The organism is Microcoleus sp. D3_18_C4, from assembly GCF_036702355.1.
In the GTDB taxonomy this organism is placed as follows: Bacteria; Cyanobacteriota; Cyanobacteriia; order Cyanobacteriales; family Microcoleaceae; genus Microcoleus.
Window position 1 is genome coordinate 109,463 of the sequence record NZ_JAUBTF010000004.1, and the last position, 23,056, is coordinate 132,518.

The 23,056-nt window shown below is 43.5% G+C and carries 13 protein-coding genes; 5 read left to right on the forward strand and 8 right to left on the reverse strand.

The genetic code is table 11. From position 1 onward, the window contains the following. The first annotated feature begins 3 nt into the window (after positions 1 to 3). The 4 genes from QUA90_RS03155 (at position 4) to QUA90_RS03170 (ending at position 7,594) form a co-directional block, all read left to right on the forward strand. Positions 4 to 3,909, forward strand: coding sequence for a hypothetical protein (locus QUA90_RS03155; protein WP_333236993.1), 3,906 nt, complete (start codon positions 4 to 6; stop codon positions 3,907 to 3,909). A 380-nt stretch (positions 3,910 to 4,289) separates the two neighbouring features. Next, positions 4,290 to 5,138, forward strand: coding sequence for a hypothetical protein (locus tag QUA90_RS03160; RefSeq protein ID WP_333236995.1), 849 nt, complete (start codon positions 4,290 to 4,292; stop codon positions 5,136 to 5,138). A gap of 2 nt (positions 5,139 to 5,140) precedes the next feature. After that, entirely contained in the window at positions 5,141 to 6,436 is a 1,296-nt protein-coding gene (locus QUA90_RS03165) for a hypothetical protein (protein ID WP_333236997.1), read from the forward strand. A gap of 15 nt (positions 6,437 to 6,451) precedes the next feature. Then, positions 6,452 to 7,594 carry a phosphoribosyltransferase-like protein gene (locus QUA90_RS03170; protein WP_333237000.1) on the forward strand — a complete coding sequence of 381 codons (1,143 nt, stop codon included), beginning with the start codon at positions 6,452 to 6,454 and terminating at the stop codon, positions 7,592 to 7,594. A gap of 38 nt (positions 7,595 to 7,632) precedes the next feature. On the opposite strand, the gene QUA90_RS03175 is transcribed toward QUA90_RS03170, so the two are convergent. Genes QUA90_RS03175 through QUA90_RS03185 form a run of 3 tightly spaced genes read right to left on the reverse strand, consistent with a single transcriptional unit; the run spans position 7,633 to position 16,464 of the window. Next, on the reverse strand, positions 7,633 to 13,431 hold the full coding sequence (locus QUA90_RS03175) for a DEAD/DEAH box helicase (RefSeq protein ID WP_333237002.1): 5,799 nt from the start codon (positions 13,429 to 13,431) through the stop codon (positions 7,633 to 7,635). Then, the gene (locus QUA90_RS03180) at positions 13,424 to 14,746 is read right to left on the reverse strand and encodes a hypothetical protein (RefSeq protein ID WP_333237004.1); all 1,323 of its coding nucleotides are present in this window, start codon (positions 14,744 to 14,746) and stop codon (positions 13,424 to 13,426) included. Before QUA90_RS03180 ends, QUA90_RS03175 begins: the two co-directional genes overlap by 8 nt. Positions 14,747 to 14,769: 23 nt before the next feature. Beyond that, positions 14,770 to 16,464 (reverse strand): hypothetical protein, encoded by a 1,695-nt coding sequence (locus tag QUA90_RS03185; RefSeq protein WP_333142803.1) that lies wholly within the window; start codon positions 16,462 to 16,464, stop codon positions 14,770 to 14,772. Positions 16,465 to 16,748: 284 nt separating this feature from the next. Between QUA90_RS03185 and QUA90_RS03190 the strand changes: the two genes are divergently transcribed. Continuing rightward, positions 16,749 to 17,957, forward strand: coding sequence for an MFS transporter (locus tag QUA90_RS03190; protein ID WP_333237006.1), 1,209 nt, complete (start codon positions 16,749 to 16,751; stop codon positions 17,955 to 17,957). A gap of 70 nt (positions 17,958 to 18,027) precedes the next feature. On the opposite strand, the gene QUA90_RS03195 is transcribed toward QUA90_RS03190, so the two are convergent. The 5 genes from QUA90_RS03195 to QUA90_RS03215 all read right to left on the reverse strand — a co-directional run bounded on the left by QUA90_RS03195 (position 18,028) and on the right by QUA90_RS03215 (position 23,022). Then, positions 18,028 to 18,273 carry a hypothetical protein gene (locus QUA90_RS03195; RefSeq protein ID WP_333237008.1) on the reverse strand — a complete coding sequence of 82 codons (246 nt, stop codon included), beginning with the start codon at positions 18,271 to 18,273 and terminating at the stop codon, positions 18,028 to 18,030. Positions 18,274 to 18,343: 70 nt separating this feature from the next. Then, positions 18,344 to 18,616, reverse strand: a complete 273-nt coding sequence (locus tag QUA90_RS03200; RefSeq protein WP_333443839.1) for a hypothetical protein — start codon at positions 18,614 to 18,616, stop codon at positions 18,344 to 18,346. 206 nt (positions 18,617 to 18,822) lie between these two features. Beyond that, entirely contained in the window at positions 18,823 to 20,394 is a 1,572-nt protein-coding gene (locus QUA90_RS03205) for an oleate hydratase (protein ID WP_333237012.1), read from the reverse strand. Between the two features lie 9 nt (positions 20,395 to 20,403). Next, positions 20,404 to 20,868, reverse strand: a complete 465-nt coding sequence (locus QUA90_RS03210; protein ID WP_333237014.1) for a hypothetical protein — start codon at positions 20,866 to 20,868, stop codon at positions 20,404 to 20,406. A gap of 27 nt (positions 20,869 to 20,895) precedes the next feature. After that, on the reverse strand, positions 20,896 to 23,022 hold the full coding sequence (locus QUA90_RS03215) for a heavy metal translocating P-type ATPase (protein ID WP_333237019.1): 2,127 nt from the start codon (positions 23,020 to 23,022) through the stop codon (positions 20,896 to 20,898). Positions 23,023 to 23,056: the final 34 nt, after the last annotated feature.

Here is a 23,056-nt window from a genome sequence, read left to right on the forward strand (position 1 = left end):
TCCATGAAAAGATTATTAGAACAACTAGACTCTATCCAAGCAATTGTTGATACAGTCAATCCCTCCCAGATAGAAAATGAGCCTCAAGAAGTAGCCAGAGTTTATAATCTATATGCAAGCAGCTATAACCCAATTGAACCCGTAAAAACTCTAAAAGACCATTTGATTGAGGAAATTGGTAAGGGTAAACCTGTTACTGGCTACCTTAGTGCCGACTATGGGTATGGTAAGACAGCAACACTAATTTATTTATGGCAGCAGTGTCAGGATCATAAGATAATGGCGGTGCCACCTTTCAAGTTTAAAGAGCTGGGAGATTTGATGGTTGCCACTTATGGCTGGATAAAAACGCGCCTCAAACCAGAATTTCTTCCTCAGATTGAGGGACTGTATCGCAAATATGGCTTGAAGTCTCAGCAAAATATAGCAGCAGAAATAGCGCTTAAGTACAAGTTATCTGAAGACAAAGCTTTAAAAATTATTCAACAATTAAATACTGACACCACAAATACTGATAATGTTTTGAATTTTTGGCAGGAAACAGTTTCTATCCTTCGACAAGCAGGTTTTGCAGGTTTAGCAATATTTGCGGATGAAAGCCAAGAATTTTTGCGAACAGAAGAAGGTGCTAGCGTTCGCATCCAGATTTTGAGCGATTTAGTTAAAGGAATGCGAGCTTTGGGTTCTACGCCTGTTGCATTAATTCTAAGTATGCCGACTACTCCGACTGAATCAGCTATTGAAGAACAAGCTGGTGATATTATTCACCGTATGAAGGAACAGAAAGTATCTCTTAGATTAGCTGGTGCGTACAGCTCTGAGTTCCCAGCAAAACTGTGGAATTATTTGTGTACTAATTTTCTGGAAGACAAGGCGCAGCAAAATCACTTGGCACATCCAGCAACAATTGAAAGTTTAGGGCAATTATGCGATCGACAAAACTTCAGCAATGGTCCTCGCACCGTCATTGAAGTATTTAAACGCATCGTCCATTTTGCCCAAAATAATCAGCATCCCTATACTCCTTTAGATTTGATTCAGGATTATCTAGAAGGACAAGTACAGTTATATGGTACGGAACAACACAAAATTAGCAATACTATCAAAACCTTGGAGCCGTTGATCTCCTTTCCAAAACACCCCAAAGGACGAGACGTAATCAAGCTACTCGCGGGTTTCCCTTCAGGTCTTTCTGAAAATGTAGCTAAACAATTTCACCTCTTAAAGGAGTTAAAAAAACTAGCCGAAGATGACAATTTTTACGGACTGCACATTATACAGCCGACTGAGCGCACTTTTGCTTTAGTCGCCCTTCTTCAGACAAGCATTCCCACAGTTGTAGATAAAATTCTAAATCGATTTCGTCAGCAATGGTTTGGAGAGTGGAATGATACTCAAAAAGAAGAGATGGCTACAACGATTTTTAAGTCGGAAATTATTTCTTTACTCTTCCCAGTTTCTAGAACGGGTCAGAAAGCCAATTGGTCATGGCGCTATAAAGGGGAGTGGAAGCAGGATAGGTTTGGAGTTTTTAATTTATTAGATGGGGCTCCAGAAAGATATAATGCGGATTTTCCTAAGCGTTCTCTTGTTATCAGTGTCGGGAGTAAAGAATCTGGTTTAATGAGGTTTCAATCCCCAGAAGAAACTCACTTAGATTGGCGCTTTTACTTTAGCTATGAGCGAAAAGCAACCGTCGTTCCACAGGTTTTAACTGCGATCGCCGGAACTAATCAAGTAGACTTCCATCTTCAGTTAGGTCGAAGTTTTGAAGGCGAATATCCCACATCCTTCGGCTTACTCCGCAAAGTCATGCCTTCCGAACAATGTTCTGTTTGTACGCTGCTGAGTCTGTCTCATTATATTCAAGACTGGCTCTCAAAAAATCCTGAAGTCAGTAAAGCCGATCGCTCTAGATTAGAACACCATCGCCAAGAGTGTCACCAGTATGCCATGCGATTGCTGTTTCCGGCGATTTCGCCTCAAACTTGGGAAATTGGGGGCCTCCAGGGGGTAAATGGCTCAGACAGTAAACTTATCGAATCAGTGTTCTATCAAAAATGTAAAGCCTTATTTACCGATTATAAGTCTTTCTATAATAGTCTGAACCCGACGTTACGTAAATATAAGTTCCTCTTGGAAAAAATACCTTTATCTGTTCGCAAAGGTCGTCAGTTATATCAAGTTTCCAAAGAAGAATTTGAAAATTTGTTTGAAATGGGGAGTTCTAGCCTACCCAGTGTTTTAGCAGTTTTCAAACAACATGGCTTGATGAGTGGGGAGAAAATTGCCAAACGGAAGGAAGGAAATTCCCAAGTTAAATTTACAGAACATCCTTTGGAATCGTTTATTAAAGAAAAACTGCAATCACAAGGCAGAACACAGACAGTTGAGACGGCGTGGAGACAGCAAGATGTTAAAGCATTAGAGTATTCAAAGTTATGGAAAGCAGTTAAACTGCTTGGCTATCTTGAAGACGAGTTCCAAGAAGCTCTTGAATGGTTGCAGCGGCGACGCTACATAGAGTGGGCGCGTTCAACGGATGTTATCCGCGAAGCCAGTTTGGAATTAGAGCCAGAGGAGTTAAATGGTCAATTAAAAGAACTCCGCGTTCGGGTTACTTCGTTACTTGAAAGTTTTGATGAGACGATTTTACATGAAATCAATGAAAAGATAAATGAGGAGGAAAAAATTCTTGAGGCTAACCATGAGTCTGAGGTAGCTCTCGACCAAGTTCATAGAAATATTCAAGCCGAACGGGAGCTTCTAGAAAATTTTTGCATTGAGAGGCGCTCAACCCTGCAAAAAGAACTGCGTGGAATTAAACTCAGGCTAGAAAAATTTACCCTAGACTTGAATGCTTCTAAAATTAGTCAAATGATTGAAAGTGATAGCGACCTAGAATCTTGTCTCAATGACTACCGGATAATTTTGGAAAGGCAAGTAAATCAGCTAGATAAAGATTGCCAAAGCCTAGCTAGTTCGCTTAAAGTAAATGAAATTGATATACTTGCATTGCATCATCAGCTAAAGCAGTGTCAGCAGTTTTTGCTAACTTACGAAACCACTAAATTAAGGCTTGAGGAGTTGGTAGATGGTTTAGAGAAGTGGCGAATTATTCTAAATCGAGCACAGATTTTACGAGAGAATTTGAATAAAGACCCAGTTCGCTTGATGCGTTATAATGATGACTTTGTTGACCGGGTTGTTAAGCATTTTAGCAACAATCAGCTTGAGAGTTTTAGACAGTACGATTTACTGCAACAACCTTTGGTTGAACTTGAAGAGGAAATTAATGGTGAACAGCGCTCCCGTCGAGAGGCTTTCGAGCAAATGCTTAGTCGTTACGAAGTCTTACTCGATCTAATTTCAATTAATGAATCTCCTTTGAAAAATAGATGCAAATTTGATGATGAAGACCGGGATGGATCTTACCACATTATGAAAGGAGTTTTGTGGAAAAATTTGCAAAAATTCTGCGAAGGTTTGGTTTCAGAATGGGAGCAATTGGAGCGTGATTTTTCCTTTATTTCCCAAGAACGCGACCACGATATGACAGAGTTTTTGAGTCAACTCACTGATTTAAAAACACAGCTATCATTACAAAGAGAACAGTTGCCATCTGCGATCGACAACTTAACTAACCTTGAAGAACGAATAATCCAACTCAAATCTATTTTTGAAAAGGGTCAGGTTCTTCAGGATAAATTGAAAGAAATTCATTTTAAAAGAGATGAAAGCCTTCTGGAGGAAGAAAGACAGCTTTTAAATGCCATTAGCTCTGACAGCAGTGCGATCGCCATTAGCCAACTTCGTCAAAATTTGCCACATAATCAGGAGGTATGGGAACTCTTAAAGACTTTGTACAAAAAGGGACATCTAGAGATTATGCTTCGCCGCCGGGACTAATTTTTAAAGGGTGAGAGGCTCTCACTCACTTGTTGGCAGACCTGAGTCCGAGCACTTGACCTGTTCTGACGGATGGTGCTTCTATCACCTTACCTGCAGCAAGATTGTCGGCAGGGGCTTACTGGTAGAGGAGCGTCTGTTCGCACAAGGTTACGTTAGCGAAGTTTAAGAAGGGGCTCTGGTTTATGGGTTCTCCTCTCAAAGCGAGAGCGTAATGCTCTAACAGATCAGTTCGGAAGCCAAATTGGGTGATAACTGTGAGAAAGTAAGTTGTTTTCACTTTTGTTTTAACCTGTCTAGTTGAGAAGACTAAAGTAAAGTATGATGGTATTGGTGATTATTGCAGAAGCAATATTCTGCTTATAGGCTTAGAACGTAGTATGTCTAAGGTAATCCCGATTTTCTACTTGCCCAAAGAGTATGAAGAAGACATGAAGCTGCTGGCAGAGGGAATTTTAGCCAATGATGGACTAACTATCAAGTCTGCTGTCTCATGGCTTCAAGGCAAACTTATTGCTCATAGTGGCCCCAAAGCAGGAAGCCCGATGTCAGCCACAACCATTAAAAACTATTTAGCTGGTTTTTACGTTCTTGACTTATTCAAGGCTAATAATAATTTTTACCGCGACTTAACTCCTGGTAGAACGGTTCCACTTTCGCTTCAATCCAAAATCGAAGTTATTCAAGCTTTGAAGTGGGTTTTAGAAGCCACGTCATTTAACGAAAAGTTAACTCAGGTTTGCTCACAGTATTCACAAATAGTTAAAACATATAGCTCGGACCGACAACTACTTAAAGATAAGTATCAACTGGGTGATAACCCGGCTCCTGCCTTGATTCGCCAACTATTAATAGAGCATTGTGGCTATAGCTTTATTGGAAATCATAAAAAAAATCCTGTTGGTTATTTAGAGCTAGTTTACAGCGAGCAAATTGAAATAAATAATTATCTACAGCTCATGAATTTTGTTATTAGTAACTATCAAGAATATGCAAAAAAAAATATGGGATTAGTTCCGGTTAGCCATGTTGTGAATCGATTAAAAGAAGTTTCGGATTACCGGGATGATGAAATTAAAAGCTTTTTAGTAAGACTTCGCATTACCAATCGAATTGAACTGAGAATGACTAAATCACAACTTGCTGAGAACCTTGGTATCGAGTTAATCGATATTCAAGGTATTAAGTATGGATTTATGAAGATACTTGACTATACTATGGTGGGTTGAATATGGCTTACACAGATATCAATGGCGGCTTACTCTCTCCTGCACAAAATCCCTATGCAGCTAAAGGATCTGCTTCATCAGTAGCAGGTTATGAGCTGTTTCACCCTATTGTAGAAAGAGGGACAGTATCTGATTTACTGAAGACAGTGAGATATAGCATCAAATATAAAACAGAACCAATCAGGTTTTTCTTTGCGGGAGATTATGGCTCTGGTAAAACAACTCGACTGAATCTTGTCAGACGAGAGGTACTTCAAGCTGAACGCAGCCTTTGTATTCCAATCAGATTTCAAGAAATAGCAAATCAAATTTCTATGTCTGGCGATCCAAATAAGAGCGAAATTACTAATTTTTATGGAATGGTTTTGGATAATATTCGGAGGAGCTTGATTTCTCAGGGAGCTTTAAGTAGGGAGGAATGCTTGACTTTAATCAAGCAAGCTGATAAACCTGAATTTATAGATTTAATTATGAGAATGTTTGCCGCTACTACCAAAAGTCATATTTTGCTGATTTTTGATGAAGTAGAAATTTTATTTTCAAGCCTAAAAATTAATGTCTCCCAATTGATGACTTTCCTGCACGACTTGTCTGAAAAGTGCTTTTCTACGAATCGAAGCTGGGGAATATGTGTTAGTGTGACAGGAGATTACTTGATTAACATTCAAGCAGAAGCAGCTCAATTGAAAGATGGCAGATTTGATTTTAGATTGGTTGAGCCATTAAGTGAAACAGAAATCAAGGATTATATAGAAGAAAAAAATAGTAAGATCACACTAAGATTTAAGGATAAAAGTTATCCTTTTAATCAAGATATTATTGATTTTGTATCTATTGTTTCTGGAGGAATGCCGAGAAATATAGAAGTTTTGTGTCATCTGATTTGGGCTTCTAAAGCTGATGAGAATTCTAATGGTTCAGTAGATATCAACACAGCCCGAAGACTTTTTGTTAATCAGTACCGCGCTCAAGCATTTAGCTACTTTGAATATGTTTGTAAAAATCTGGGACTTGATCGAGATGTTCAAGGATTTTTAAAAGTCCTATTCGCGGAAGGTGGATATAGGTTATCAGTTAATGAACTGATTTCAAAAAGAAATAATAGTTTCGATAATTATCTTTACAATCGCACTGATTCAGAAGCCCGCTATATTTTATACAATAAAGCAAGTTTTAAAATTAGAGAAACACCAGAATTATCTGACATAATAGAAATTTCAGGAAGAAGACCATTTTGTTTTTCTTTAACCAAGAAAACGTTTAATAATATTTATACATTTGAAAGTCAAACTCACTAATAACTTATCCCAAATATGACTCAGGAAAAAAATCAGTTAAGTAGTTTCTCGAATTCAGATGACGAAGATGATTTGAGAAAGTATTTAGAATCACTACAAGAAAATTGGTATGATTTAACTGCGCTTTATCGCACACCAATTTCTTCTATTCTTCCTCAAGAAAGAGAAGTAGATGAAAGAGAAATCTATGATATTCATCACATAGATGCCATCGCTGAGCGACTGAGACAAGCACCTGGAACTATATCTACTAATACACTCAGGGAATGGCTAAATCAATTTGACACTTCTCTTGAAAAAAATATAGCCTATTTGCTTCTGAGAGAGATTCAGTTTTTTTCAGAAGGCACTATTAAAACAGACGTTAAAAACTTACGAGACCAACTTCTGAATTTTCTGCTCGATCAAGAACATTTAATTGAAGCATTTCATTCTCTCGAAAACCCACCAACGAAGAGTGAAATAAAATTTAAAAGGTGGCTGCGTAATAAAGTTATCCGGTATGCTTGGCTTCCTCAACCTAAAAAAAAGGGTGTTGAAAGCCAGCATACACTTTGGGGCTATTACGAAAATCATGCTCTCACTGGTTCTGAGACTGGTTGCCCTCCTGCCAGTAAACCTAGACTACTAAAAGACTATTTTGAAAACCCTGGGTACAATGATCCTGAAGTCGATGTAGATCCAGAAAATAGTGTTTTTGTTTTTATGGATTACATAAATGGAACTGGTAAACAGTTATCCGGCTGTGTCTCCCTAATCAACGATTTATTGGATCAGTTCCCAAAATGGAAAAAATCATTTTTTATTATCATGTATATTGCTCAATCAAAAACCTTTAAAAAAGAAATAATACAGTTTTCTACCGACAACTGGCAAACAATTTATGCTGAACAAATGCTTTACTATAAGGATTTAAAAATTTTGGCTGCTCTATCTAATTATAAGATATCAGAAACAGAATATGAAGAATTTGTTAATAAATATTGTCGGCGAGCTGGAAGCACATCATTGGGGTATCTTGACTCTGCCTCTCTAACTTGTCATCACCGTAATTGCCCTAACAATACCTTGACATTTTTTTGGAAATCTTCTCGTGACTGGACAGCAATTTTTGACCACAGCCAGACTCCAAACGCAACACCCTATGGAAAACGCTAAATTCCATCGTGATTCGTTTGAAAATATCTGCTCCCACATCACGCACAATCTCCCGGTCGCCGGAGAACCATAAACGGGTTGACAGCCTCCACCTGATAACCAGGATACTGCGATCGCGCGCTCGCCACCGCTGCAATCCACTCTGGATGGTCATCATTCCATAAAGGATGTCGAATCATTTTGATTGTCCGCCGTCGAGCATTCTGGTGCACGTAGCCAGTGAGAGTCTCAAACTGCACTGGTGCACCATAACCCAAGCGTTGAAGTGCGGCTGGAATTGGAACTTGCACTAAGTTAAGCCAAGGATTCTGGAAATTGCCCCAAGAAGAGTTGAGATCGATCGCCGACGCAGGATTAGACACCAATCGTGCCATATCTAAAGCCAGTCGCCAATCCAATAACCCGTGATAAGCCAGATTTTGATAGTCCCGCAAACACAAATTGCAGGAAGTATCACAATCACTTCCGTGCTCGTGAGGATTCGTCCATTTCCAGGCAATGCTGTTTGAAATTGTTGGATCTGCCCGATCCATCAGTCGTTGAAACTCATTCGGTTGGGCGAGAAATTGGCAATATCCAGCTCCATTTTCCAATTGATCGCAAAGAAAAGCTTGACCTATAATCGCTCCATTCTGCTCTAATGAACGAAAACCCGCCTGCAACTCCAGTGCATCCACATCGAGAAGAGAAGCAGCCGCTACCCGCAGCCAAAACGCGAAAGAATACCAAGCAGCACGACCTTCAACTGTAGTTGGATTGGCAAATATGCCATTAGGCCATTCCTGAATATTTACTAATAGGATATCTGTTTTACGTCGAGATAGTAGAGCTACCCGATAAACCGCTCCAGATGTACTAACCGAACTGTTTTGCTTAGATACAGCATAAGCTCCTGATTTATGTCGATTATCAATCCTAACTCTTTCGTAGAAGTCAAACCCTCCAGTGCCACCATTATCATTAACCGAAATGATATTGTCATTGAATGCAGATACAGAAGCATTAAGGACAGATGCAGGCGTGCCATTATTTGCAGGCGTGCCATCATTCGGAGGGATACTCAAAGAAGGTCGTGTCGATCGCGGTTGCCACTCAAATTGCCCATCAAAGTCCTCTGGTTGCAAGTCTGTAAAAAATGCCTTGGGTTCCCTGGCATCAATGTAACGCATCGCATCATTTACACCACAAACTGGACATTGAGTTGTTGGCGATCGCTGACCGCCAGGGAGTGGTTCATTTAAGGTTATGTACGGGTAGATTACCGCTTGACAGTTACTACAAAGTCCGAGAGATTCGTTGCCCTGAGTGAGTGCTGGGACTAAGCCTGGTGCGGTCGCAATTGTGTTGCCTTGAGGATACAATTCAACCACACCACAAGCAGTGTGAACCGCCTTATCTTTGACAGTCTCAGATCCTGGTGCAAATTGGCTGATAGCCACATCAAGGTTGCGATCGACTATTCCCGTCTCTGGTGGCCATTGAGCGCCCGGTGAGGGCCAGCGCGTGTAAAGCAAACGCACCCGCGTTGGAAAACCAAACATCGGTAATAACCCCGCATTTGCCAAACGTTCGCTCAGCGCATTATGAGTGTATGTAGGGTCATTTACAACATTTTGAATGGCATTTATCAGGTTTTGGCGGAGATAATTCAACATTTGAGAATTACTAGCATTCGATAATGTTGTTTGCACCCGCAAAATATCCAAAACTGACAAAATCTTCGGTTCATTGGCTGGATTGTTTAACCAATTGGCGATCGCTACTTCATAATTAGCCCAATTAGCAACATCACCAAACTCACCGTGTACGTTGTCAGTCCCACCTAAAGACGCAGTGATTCCTGTGTCTGTGAAAGCTTGCCTTAACACTTCTTTGATGAGGACGCGCTGGAAAATTTCTTGACTCTTCATCTCAACGTAGGGCGGTGGCGGCGGATCGCCTGTGATGCTTTCAGGACGCTGGAAGTAAAAGTCATCGTGACTTCGGCCTCGACAGAAGGTAACAGCTAATGAAACTCCCGCAGAACGTCTGCCAGCACGACCAACTCGTTGCTGATAATTAAATCGGCGGGGCGGCATATTTGCCATCATTACTGCTAGCAATGCACCAATATCTACCCCCGCTTCCATTGTCGTTGTGACGCTCAATAAGTCGATACCCTGAACCCGCAGAATTTCTTGATTGATAGGGATGTCTTGAAATAACTCCTGGCGCCTAGTTCGCTCTTTTTTGTCAGTTTGACCCGTTAATTCCTCTGCATTCATGCGGAACGGCTGACCTGATTGCTCTGAAAGATAGGTATAGTAATCAAAGTCGCTTGTTGTCTGTCCTGGTGTCAGATGAATTGTGGAAGTATTCGGATTGTCAAAACGGCGATCGCTGTTACATTCGGGGCAAACTCCAGCAGCAGGTTGAATAAAGAAAGCATTGCATTGCGGACAACGGAATCCCGGACGCGAACCATCAGAATTTGCCGGGGGTGGTAAAACGAGATAGAGGCGATCTGGATCGAGTATAAATCGTTGACTTTGAGATTGATTTGAAGGTTGGATTGGAATGACTTGTTGTAACTGATGCTGCACGTCGCTTAGTTCAAGGCCCGTTCTACTAATGTACCGTTGAGCAAACTTAGGCAAATCAGAATTATTGTCGAGACGGACATGGGGAAAATAGCGATGTAATTTCCGAATTCCTAATTGTCGAATCACTGCTTCAGTTGCTTCAATCAACGGAGTTCGGTTTCCTTGATATTGATAGCTAACCCAACCCTGTGCCAGTCCTTCAATAGTCCGAGCAATGTGGGGGAAAAGAGCATACATCAACTCTTCAGTTAAGAGAGCTTCCAACAGGTCAGCATGAGCTCTCTGTTCCTGGGTGCCGGGAATAACTCGTGCGATTGGATTAGCATTCCAGTTGTAGCAATCAAACCAAGGAAACCTTTCTACTCCCCTTCCCTGTCCGACTGTATAGGTCATAGTCCGAAAGCTGGGTCTGCCCGGACAAATGCCATAATTGAGAAGGCCATCTCGAATCTTATCCCGCAAATTCAGAAGAGGAATTCCCCCTGGGTAGCGCTCTAGTAATCCTAGCCATTCGTCACGAGCCTGCTGATTACTTGAGGGCAAATCATCAATCCAGTCTCTTGCTTCATTTACCAAAGCCTGATTAGTATTGCGAAATCGGTTGCGCCGAACCATATCATCAGGCTGCGGATTCGCAACAACAGCAGTGTAAAGATCTGGGTTCAATGCCTGCAACCTAGTAAGTGCTGTTTGGTTATTTGCACAAGTAATGCGGAGGAAGCCTACAAAGTCATTCCAATAATCTTGAAAAGACTGAATCAGCAACATCCGCGCCATGTCGCGATAATGATCGCGCTCCATCCCTGCAGCTAGCTTGGCGGCATCTTGACGGCTGTCGGAAAATATGACCAGCTTGCGAGACGATCGACTGGTGGGGCTTATTGGTGCTGGCATTTCTCTCAGAAGTCCACTGGCAAGCACTTGGCAAGCTTTCTGAAATCCGGTGCGGTGGAAACGCAGGGGAGTAGGAAATTTGTCTCGTCTTCCGTAGTCAGCATCACAGCGAGGACATTTACTTGGCAATGCTCGTTCTTCTGGATGATTGCCTGTCACTTGATAGAGCCACCCTGGTATTTCTTCATCTACTTGTGGTTGAGTGCTATTCTGCGTAAGTGCGCCTGTAGTCCGATTTAACTTGGCACGAACCCATCGGCGTTTTATTTTATCAAGCGTCCATTCTGGGTCTTGTGGCTGCGTATCCCAAACAGGTGTCTCTCCAGGCAAAGGCCAAAAAACTCTATAATTTCCGTAGCGTTGATTGAGAGTAATACGGTCAGGGATTCCCTCTAAATCGGGTTGATCGGGTGTAAGAATTTCTACATTTGTGTTTCCTATTGGTTGAGTAGTTTTGTTGTAGCCTCCAAGAAAAACCTCTCCACACACTTCACAAATAATTAAGTCCAAAACACGAGAACCACAGGAGCAGCTAAGGCGATGAGTGGCATGAATTGCACCAACAGTCGGAGGATTCGGAGTGTTCTGCCTTATATTTCGATCGACTGGTGAATGGGTACAGTTAGGATTACAGCAAGCCCATAAGTTTTGCAGGTTGCGGAAGAATAGATGACCGCGTACAGGTTGAGGCGATCGCCCCGTACTCACTCGTTGAGACATTCCCAGTCCTAGAAGTAGCCCCCGCATCGCATCAGATACCAACCCATTACTCGCAGCACCAGAGAAAATTTGACGGTCTAAATCTGTTGGATCATTTAAGTGTTCTGCATCTATAACTTTCGTAGCCCTCACTGTAGGGTTAGGATTACTTGGATTAAGCAGACGATCGACTTCGCGACAAGCATCTCTCAGTACATCGGCTGCGCCTAAAGTAGCCAGTGCTTCTCCAAGATGTTGTTCCGCACTTAGTCCAGATCCTGCCGGTTGTCCAAGCTGCATAGCCAAATTAGACATAGCATTCCGCACTTGATTAGATGCTGAATTTGGCGGTTGCATTTCCTGCAATGGGTCAGCTTGTACTGACTGAGCAAACTGGGCAAAAGCATTTTGATAGGCCGAAAGATTGAATCTTGCCCCTGGTGTTGGTGGGGTTTGTTGTCCTGTGATGAAGTCAAAATTATCGCGGCCAAAAAACTCACGCAAAAAGTCTCTGCCCTGTTGATTTGGCTCAAGGCTAGCTGTAGTCGTCAAAATCCGTAGTTGTGGCGAGTCTGGTGTCAATCCCAAACGCGAATACAACAATCGCAGAATATAAGCAACCTCTGTCCCCGGCGTACCGCGATAAGCATGAAGTTCATCAATAATGAGGAAAAATTGGTGGTCGGGATTGTCAGCAAGCCAGTCACGAGTAGCATCAAAAATATTGTTCTCAATACTCCGCATCATCATAATGTTGAGCATCGAGTAATTAGTAATTAGAATATCCGGCGGACTATCTTGCATATCCCACCGAGACCACATTTCACCGCCATCAAGTAGCGGTTTGTAGTAAGGCAAATCGGGCATATCCTGAAGCCAAGACGGATTGTTTTGGATATCCGTATCTCTCTGTCGGCGCTGCTGTTCTAGTTCCCTTAATTCATTTTTCAGTCGTCTGATACTATCGTCTTTCTGTATGCCTGAAACTGGTGTTTGTCCGGTGTAGCGTCCAAAGGTAATTCTATTTCCCCCTCTGTTTTGATTTAACCACTGGTGTACTGATGGCGCTTCTAGCGCTTTTCTCAGCCGCCGCAACTGGTCTTCAACTAGCGCGTTAAGAGGATAGAGAATCAAGGCACGGAGGGCTTTTGGTCGGGGTGTATGCGCCCATTGAGAGATACGGTCGCCATTAGAATTTACATTGTTATCCCACCAACGATGATTTGATGGCGGTTGGCGATTAGCCCCCCAAGTTTGGGATTCCCTTGCTAACTGTGCGAAAAGCGGTAAGAGGAAACATTCGGTTTTACCGGAACCCGTACCAGTAGTCACGACTAAATCTCGCTGGTTAACCAACACTTCCCGCAGGCTTTCCCATTGGTGTTGGTAAAGCTGGACTCCCGGATCGAAAATCATTTGCCCAAGTTGTGCCAAATTGTGGTATTCGGAGGGCAGTTGATTGGCTGCGGCTGACAAATTCATCCCCGATGATGGATAAATCGGGACAGGCTCAACTAAGGGAGGCTGACTCAAGATACCTGGTTGCTGGAGGAGGCGATCGCGTTCATCAGCCAAAGCGCGGTAACGCAGGGGAAAGGCACTTTTGATATATAGCTGATAAATGCGATCAAGTCTTTGATATGCGCCAACTAAGTCATGCACTGGCAGGTACCTCTTCGCACTTTACATTAAGTTTATCAGTTAGCAGAGAAATTACTTCCATCGGCACGTTCTCGTAGAGCAACCAGGATTTTTGATAAGTTGGGAGTTGTCCAGATGCTAGCACTAGCGCACGTTCGTAAATTTCCGGCCAACGCTGGGAGACAGGTATTGCTAAACGCCCGCTAGCGTGATCGTAACGTGCAATACATTCAAAGCCACTGTGCTGCAATGCTAAAAATCGTAGACCATACCAGTCGCCCTGTCGCCAACTAGCGCTTTCTTGGTCATAAAAGAGTGTATAGCCAGGACGATCGCTCTCCTCTATCCTCCACATCTGGTACATACCTGTTTGATTGGGAGAGATACAGCTAATAAAATCATTACCATCAAAGCGCTTCCACTCGTATATACTCGGCACAATTCCCTGCAAGCTTCTGAGATTCTGCTTCCAAATGTCAAGATTTGGTATAATTTCAGCAAGTCGGCTCGATACTTCCCCAGCGTAAAGGATAGAAAACTGGCTTGTAATTATATTAAAGTCACTCAAATTGAGACGAATGCAAGGCGGTGCGTCTCTTCTTGATTGATGACTGGAAATTATATCTGTATATTTTTCCAACTCCTTCAGCAACTTGATGCTGCGTTGACCGCAAAGAAGAAATTCTGGAGAGTCTGATTTAATCTTAACGAGGGCTGTAGGAGCCATAGACCATCGTGTACCGTCTGAAGAAGACTCAATATGCCCAAGCAACCTAAGCCTCCGTAAAATGCGTTTTGGTTCCTCAAGTCTCAGAGTATCGCAGGCTTTTTTGAAGGATTCCCACGTTCCGCTACCAAGGGTAGATAGCCAGTAGAGAAGGTGTTCGTAACGCTGGGAAAGTGCCTCAATATCTGGTGACGATTGATTGATAGGCGATGAGGCGCTCGCCTCAAATGGGTTATCATAGGTAACTTTCTCTACAGGCTGATAAGGAATAGGGTTCGTGTAATCGTAAACTTCATGGGCTGCCCCAACCATAGATTTTATTTGTTCATAGGTGAAGCTCTTATTGCCGGGAACTGCCGAAGTTTTAAAACAGGGAAATTTGAGCAAATTAGAGTTTACAATTTCTTGAGGTATTTCTCCTAGGGTACTACTTTCAATTGCTAGAAAAAAATAAAAGCTTTTTCTAGAAGTAGCTCCTTTTTCCAGTCGCAGAAGTGGCACATATTGACTGATATTTTGGTGTTGTATGTGTTTGGAAACTTCCTGGATAAGTTGTTTTGGGTTCCCTTTGTATGAAAATCCTCTGTACCAACGTTGAATTTTGGTCATTTTACTTTTGAATTTATTTAACTTTATTGAGCCAATGACTGAAGGACGCTGCCACAAATATTATGACTTGAACCGATCGGCATCACTTCACAACTTGATGGTTCTACTATTGACAGACCACTCCAATCAACAATTCTGACAAAGCGCTCGCTAGATTCACCTCCACAAGTAGCTTTTACGAGATAGTCACCTACACTAGGAAAGTTAACTACAATGGGAATATTTGTACTTTGCTGTAACTTTTCCCAAATTTGGGAATCATCCGATAATCGAGTTACTTGTAACTCAACTGTGGGATGGAAACCAAAGATAGTTACTAGAGGGCTATGTCCCTCTAGCCATGCACCCAATTGAGGTACGCGCAAACCACCTGAAAAGCTAATAGATAAACGGACACTGGGTTGCAAAGCATCTTTAAGTTCTTGACTTTTGATAAAGACTGCATCCCAAGCTTGGGAAACAACCATGCAGGTGTGAATTTCAAACCAGGTAGAATTTTTAAATACTGGTTGTGCTCCACCCTGCCATTTCAATAGCTGCTCATCTTGCAACCGTTGAATATCTGAGAGCAGTTCTTTTTTGTAGAGTAGGATAAATGGCGTACCGAGGGATGGCGTTCCCCAAGAAGCATAGGCTCCTGAATCTGGGTTATCGGGATCTGGAATTAATATCCAAAAGTTACGCTCGGGCAAAATTAGGGAATCCAGGTCTGTAGAACAACTAATTTGGTATCTTGCACCGCGATCCAATTCATTCATATTTATTGGATTTTTTAGAGGGAAATACCATCCAGCGCGTTCGTCCCGAAGCTGGTGAACGTTATCTCTGTACTGAACTTGTACCGATTCTACTGGTCGCCCTTTTAGCTGTTTCGGGTAGAGATAGTAATCAATCTGGCCCAAGAATGGATCTTCAGTGCGATATAAACCTGCAAAAAGGTAGCGGCTCCAGGTGCGTACTCCTTGTTTTAGTGTTACTGGTTTCCCCTCATTTTGCCATTGTTCGTAAACTTCGTGAATTGCTTCGGCAACGGCTTCATAGCGCTGCCTGTTGTCCGTCAGTAACTCTTTTAAGTGTTGGCAAAGCCTCGGCGTCTCGCGGCGGACATGAGTAAATAAAGTTTGGGCATCCCATTGGGCTGTCCATTGCTTTTCGTTAAATATATCTAGAAGTCGGTTTTTATCAGCGTGGCGTAGAAGAGATTGCGAAATTGGATAATTTATATAGGTAGTTGGACCACCGCGACCCCGAACTGCTGAAGGTAAAAATCCCTGTTGCCTTAGCCAAAGATTCCATTCTTTCCATAGCGGTTCTTCAGCAGCGGAACCAGATTCCATGCCCGGTGGACGACGAGCGTCGGACAGACCTAAAATTTTCTGCAATCGCCGGAAGTAGTTTAGTTCTGATATTTTTTCTTCCTCAGCCATCTGATAGGCGGCTAGGACTGTGGCACTGAGAAAGGCAATACTTTTGGGTAAACCGTCAGAATCACACCCTCGCAAGTTGCTCAAATTAACTTGTTGGTCAATGATGACTCTTTTCCTTACGGCAATCAAAAAGTCATCGCGACCGTTGTTGACGCCCGTATCCTTTCCAAATTCTAGACCAATACGCTCGAGTACATCGTCGTCAACGCTTACGTAAAGTTTAGTACCGCGCGGTACGCCACTGGTAAAGTAAGACACTAATGCTTGGTTCCATTCTCTGTAGCTTGCCATTGCTGTTTTCGCTTCTTTGGCTTACCATCTGAGCCGTTTGTTTAAATTATCCCAGGTTTGTGTGACTATTGGTAGTTAATGAGATTCAGCCTGGCGTTGCTGAATACAGGTATAAATTCAAGATTTCGGAATGGGTATAAGCTAAGTAGGGTGAGTTTTGTAACATCAAGCGAAAAGTTGATTCATACCGTGAATCAGCAACGCCTAGAAACCATTAATTCGATAGGTTTCGATTACCAGAGTAATTACCAACCCAATACAAATAAAACCCCTCACCTGATTTTATGATTAAAAAGCTCTTCTTACTTCTTGTTTGCTTATTTGTAGTCATGATTGGCTTCGGAGTAAGCCTGCCTGTACTTCCTTTCTACGCCCAACATTTACATACAGCAGTTGTTCCGCGTGAGACGATCGCCATTCACATTACCTTATTAACCAGCATTTACGCCTTCGCTCAGTTAATTACAGCACCGTTTTGGGGGCAATGGTCAGATCGAGTCGGCAGGCGACCCTTAATTTTGATCGGAATTGCCGGTTCCGCGATCGCTCAACTACTATTTGGGTTTGCATCATCCCTCGCAATGCTGTATGTTGCTCGATCGGTCGGTGGGGTTCTAGCCGCTGCGATGCTGCCTGCTGCTGCGGCTTATGTTTCGGATGTAACGACTGAGCGCGATCGCACCCAAGGAATGGCTTGGCTCGGTACAGCAGTGAGTCTTGGAGCAATTGCTGGACCAGCTTTTGGTGGTTTGACAACTCGTGAAGACTTACATTTTACCCTCGGTCTTTTCGATCTCAAAATTGAAAATTATGCTCCTCCCTTTTTTCTAGCTGCGGGTTTGATGTTCTTAACGCTGCTAGTCGCTCTCCGCTGGTTGCCAGAATCGTTACCATCGAGATCCGCAACTGTAGTCCCTCGTCAGCCAGCACTAGATTGGAAAAGGCTGGATAAACCATTATTACTGCTGTTGGGTTTAGCCACGATCGCCCAGTTTGGACTCACGATGTTTGAAGCCGTTTTTGCATTATATGCTCAAGAAATATTGGGATACGGGCCCGTCCAAACAGGCTTTGTATTTATGATGTGTGGCTCAGTGATGGCAGTCTTTCAAATCATTGCAGTGAGCTTTTTGTCTCGATATATGAATGAGATCGCCCAAGTTGCTCTGGGATTTGCACTCATGGGAAGCGGAATCTTCCTGCTGCTAATGGCGCGATCGCTTCCGATTGTGCTGGGAGTTGTCGCTATATTGGCATTCGGTATGGCATTGATTACCCCAAATGTAGCTGCTTTGATTTCAAAACGGGGCGGTCAACACACGGGAACAGTGTTAGGAATTCAAAATGCCGCTAATAGCCTCGGACAAGTTGGGGGATCAATGTTAGGGGGCGTTTTATTTGCATGGCAGGTAAGCGCCCCTTATAGCTTTGCTGGCTTTTTACTAATGGGAACTGGCTTAATGCTGGGTTGGATGCAGAAACATCAGCATTGATGATTCAGGCACAACACTACCTCACGTCTGGCATCAAGCTTGAGTTAGTGAGAAAAATTCAGGTTCAGGGTTACTGACTAAACTCCCGCTTTGGAACCTCAGAGCGGAACAAAGAAATTGCCGCGACGGTGGCTAACACCTGAACGGCAACAAAAATTCTTAGATTCTTGACTGCTTGTTTGAAGCCTTCTGGTGTGAATAGATTTATATTAGGATGCTCCAACCACCAACAAAGCAGTAAACAGAGCAGTAAAACTGTTAGGGCGACACCGTTTTTCTGATTCCAAAGAACGCCTTGTCTGTTAGTTCTTTTCACAGCATCCTAAATATTTCCCAAAAGGCGATCGCATGGCGATCGCCATAACCGTCTATCTGGAGCGGTTGCTTTAATTTCCTCTCATCCCAGACATACCAGGCATATTTTTCATCATATCCTTGCAACAGCTACATCCGCCTTCAGTAGGCTGCTGCGGAGCCTGATTGGTTTGCGCTATTGTTTGACTAGCAGTCTGGTTGTGAGTGTCTGCAAACGAGGGATTAGCTGTCAAAGCTAACAACGTTAAGCCAGCTATAGTTCCACCGATTACTGTTTTAGCAAGTGTGAGCATACTCATCTTTATCCTCAATTGAGTGACTAATTTTCTTAGAACTAAGTCCATACTAAACTCTCAACCTCACTAGAGAGTCAAGGCCTAGATTCAAAAATTCGAGTAAATATGCCTGAAGAATGATGTTGACTTCTCTACTTGACTCTCTACTCGACTAAAGAGTTTAAGATAATAGAACAGAAATTTTGGTAAAGATAATGAAAAAACGGCGTTGCTGATTGACGGTATGAATCAACTTTTCTGGGAAGTTACAAAACTCATTTAAACGCTTTGATTAAAGCCTCAAACTGCACTCGCAGTGACTTATCATGAGGCGAAACGGGCGGGATTTGGCGGTTAATACCTAAAAATTCATAAACTGCCATTTGAGCAACTCGCACCGAATACTCAACCGTGAAGACAACATCATCAGGAATTTCGACAAACTGGCTGATGAAAGCAAGGTTCTTCGAGCTGCGAGGAATCGGCAACGGTCGATCCGTGCCTAAACGAGGCATAAACATACTTGTGATGTACGGCATCCTGCAAGGAATGCAGTTTGCCGATTCCACAGTATGCAGATCGAATCGTAGATGACCGCAGAGTTCTCGCAGAATTTCTTCACCGTTACACTCGCTCATCGGCTTGGGCACAAAATCACCCACGCGATCGGGGAAAAGAGCGTATCCCCAGAAGACCTGTATATCAACAGGTTGATTTATAAAGTGGGGTTGATAGGCGAGCACGATAGACATCAGCCAGTTGGAGTCTTTAAACGTGACAAGCCCACCAGTTCCCGGTTGATTGCTGCTAAATTCAAGCATTTTGTTGAAGAATGTAGGGGTTTTTAGTGTGACTGTAAAAGACTCCCACAGTGACTCGGCAATGCTGTTGTTAAAAGCAGAAGGATTACCGAAATCTGGGCGTTCTGCCGCCAGCTTTTCCCACAAATTCCAACTGTCGCTGTCCTGTTTGGTCAGCTTCTTGGGCGCACTTGTCATAGAACCCAAACTTGAGGCATCAGTCATCGATCCGTTTTGCAGAAAAACCAGGTCGCCGTCTTTAAGCGCGATCGCTTTACTTTCACCCTTCTGCTGATAATGAATGCCTGTCACCACAAACTTGCCTTCTTCGGTGTTGCGATCGAGATCTGTGACCTTGCAATCGACGATGAAATTGACACCTTGATCTGCGAGCCAACTCTGAAGTGGACGAACCAATGAATCGTACTGATTGTAAATGGTTCGCTTCACCCCAGCAAGGGTTTCAATCCGAGAGAATTCGAGCATGAAGCGATGCAAGTAACGCTTGAATTCAACGGCACTGTGCCACGGCTGGAAGGCGAATGTAGTTGCCCACATAAACCAGAATTCAGTCTTGAAGAATTCTGGAGAAAGCCAATCAGTGATACGACTAGCAGCCAATTCGTCTTCATCAGCTTGGCTAAGCTTCAGCAACTCTTGACGATCTTGCATGGAAAAGCCCATTGAACTCACAGGGACTTTTGCTCGGCGGCTGTCAACGAGACGCGCCATAGAATTTGACTTATGCCGTTCATTAAACTCCATAGTTTCGTCAAACACTGTTTTACCGGGCGAACTTAGGGAGGGGATGGACTTGTAAAGATCCCAAGTGCATTCATAATTGTCACTCGTCAACATCCGTCCCCCCCGCATCGAATAACCGTCTACAGGGTTCCCGGCTCCATCCAAACTCCCGCCCAAGATGGGCTTTACTTCTAGGATAAAAATATTTCTGCCAGGGAGTCCGCCGTCGCGAATCATGAAGGCTGCGGCTGCTAAAGAGCCGATACCACCACCCAACAGATAGGCATTAAATTCCTTGTCCATGTCGATTAATTAGCTCCGCTTTTCGAGATAACCCAACATATGACGGCGAGCCAGATAAAGGATGAATGGTGGTAAAACGATCCACTGAATTACGGCCAGTAAACTCATCCCTAGAATGGGTACTGCCAGCACCGGAACCCCATAGACTTTAGAAACATTAACTCGATAGGTTTCGATTACCAGAGTAATCACCAACCCAATACTGGTAAACAGGAACGCCAGCTTCGAGGTGGGATAAAGCACCCACTTCCGCGAACGAACTAACACACTCACCACCCAACTACTAAATAGAATAATGACCCCATCGCCGAAGGAGCAGTGAGTCAAGTCATTGATTTTGTCGGCTAAAGAGGGACTTCGGTAGAACTCGTAATAGGGAGCCTGCCAAACTTCGTAAACAAAGTTGAGCAAAAAGGCAAAGAGAAACAGGTTGGTTTCTGGTGCCGCCAGAATTTGGAAGATTCTCTTGGACATAAACTCTTACTCCTCCAAGATATGCAGTTAATCACTCAAACGAACGCGACGTAACGACATTGCATTAATTGAAACAACGACCGTCGAAACACTCATTAATATTGCGCCCAATGCTGGCGTTAATAGAAGGCCGAACGGTACACCAATTCCTGCTGCTAAAGGAATTGCAACGACGTTGTACCCAGTTGCCCAAAGCAAGTTCTGAGTCATTTTGTTGTAGGTCGCTTTCGCAAGTTTAAGCGCGTAGGTTGCATCAAGCGGATCGCTTTTAACCAAAATTAAATCAGCCGACTCGATCGCCACATTGGTTCCAGCGCCGATCGCCAGTCCTAAATCCGACTCGGTTAAAGCCGGTGCATCATTGATTCCATCGCCCACAAAGGCGGTTGGCTTCTCAGCTTTGAGCTTACGAATCAATGCAGCTTTATCCTGTGGTAGGACACGAGCATAGTAGCGATCGATCTGCAAATCCCCAGCAACCGCCTTGGCAACCGCTTCGGCATCGCCTGTAATCATGACCACTTGCACGTCCATTTTCTGTAATTTCACAACCGCTTCTCGTGCAGATGCCCGCACCTGGTCTGCTAACCCGAATAGGGCGAGAACTTGCTTGTCGTCCATCAGCACGATCGCACTTTCACCACGAGATTCACGTTCTTGTAGTCCCTTTTGCAACGCTGGCGGAAACTGCAATTTCAACTCTTGAACCCATTCTGGTCTGCCAACCCGATAGCGCTGACCGTTTACCACGCCTTCAACGCCCTGACCGGGAACTGCTTTGAAGTCACTGGCTTTTGAAAGCTCGATTTTGCGATGGCTGGCTTCTTCTACGATCGATTGTCCAAGCGGGTGTTCTGATAAAGATTCGAGAGAAGCAGAAATGCCCAAAGCTTTTAACTCATCTATACTATCTGTATAAATTCGTTGCACGCCAAAATGTCCGGTTGTCAATGTCCCCGTCTTATCAAATGCGATTGTTTTAATGTCTTTGGCTCGTTCAAACGCTTCTCGATTTCGTACCAGAATGCCGTTTTTAGCGGACATTCCAGTAGCGTTAACTAGAACTAAGGGAATCGCTAAACCTAACGCATGAGGACAAGCAATCACCAATACAGTAACGGCGCGATTAATTGCAAATGTTAAACCATCTGGTTTAACAGATAGCCAAATGATGAACGCTAGCGTAGCGATCGCGATCGCTGTATAAGTTAGCCAATAGGCGAGTCGATCGGCTAGTGTTTGAAATTTACTTTTAGATGCCTGCGCTTCCTCAACTAGGCGCATAATTTGGCTCAAGGTTGTTTTATCTCCGGTGCGAGTGACTTTGATTGTCAAAGCGCCTTCTCCATTGACTGCTCCGGCGATCGCTTCATCGTTGGCTTTTTTGACCACCGGGCGCGACTCCCCAGTGAGAAAAGCTTCGTTGACGTTGGAAGTACCCTCGATGACCTCACCATCAATTGGGACTTGTTCACCGGGACGAATCAGAATTAGATCGCCCTCAACTAATGCGCTTACTTGGACATCTTCTATCTGCCCATTCGCCTGCTTCTTGTGAGCGACAGAAGGTACTAACTTGGCAAGTTCTTGTAGAGCATTGCTGGCTCCCAGCACAGAAGCCATTTCCATCCAGTGACCGAGCAGCATGATATCGACTAAGGTGGCCAGTTCCCAGTAGAAAGAATCTCCCGCCAATCCAAGAGTCACTGCCACACTGTAGACAAACGCCACGGTGATTGCTAGAGCAACCAGAGTCATCATGCCAATTTTACTGCGGAGTTCGTAGTAAGCTCCCTTCAGAAAAACCCAGCCACCATAGAAATAAATAATCGTTGAGAAAATGGGAATCACCCAATTCGCACCTGAAAACTGGATGGCTTCATAACTAAACCAATCCTGAAACATGGGCGCAAAATAGAGAACGGGCAGCGTTAGTAAGAGGCAAATAAAGAAGCGTCGTTTGAAAATCTCTGGGCTGTGTCCAGCGTGTTTGTCGTGACCTGCGTGTTGAGCGTGATTAGGCTGTTTACCGTGAGCACTATGATTGCTGTGTGGGTCAGGTAGATTCCTTTCAAGTTGCTGTTTGTGTTCGTGGTGCCCAGCGTGTCCTGGCTTGGGTTGGGTTTGTCCATGTTGATGGCGATCGTGGTTCATAAATTAATCCTCCTAATTTAATGTGATGCCCTGG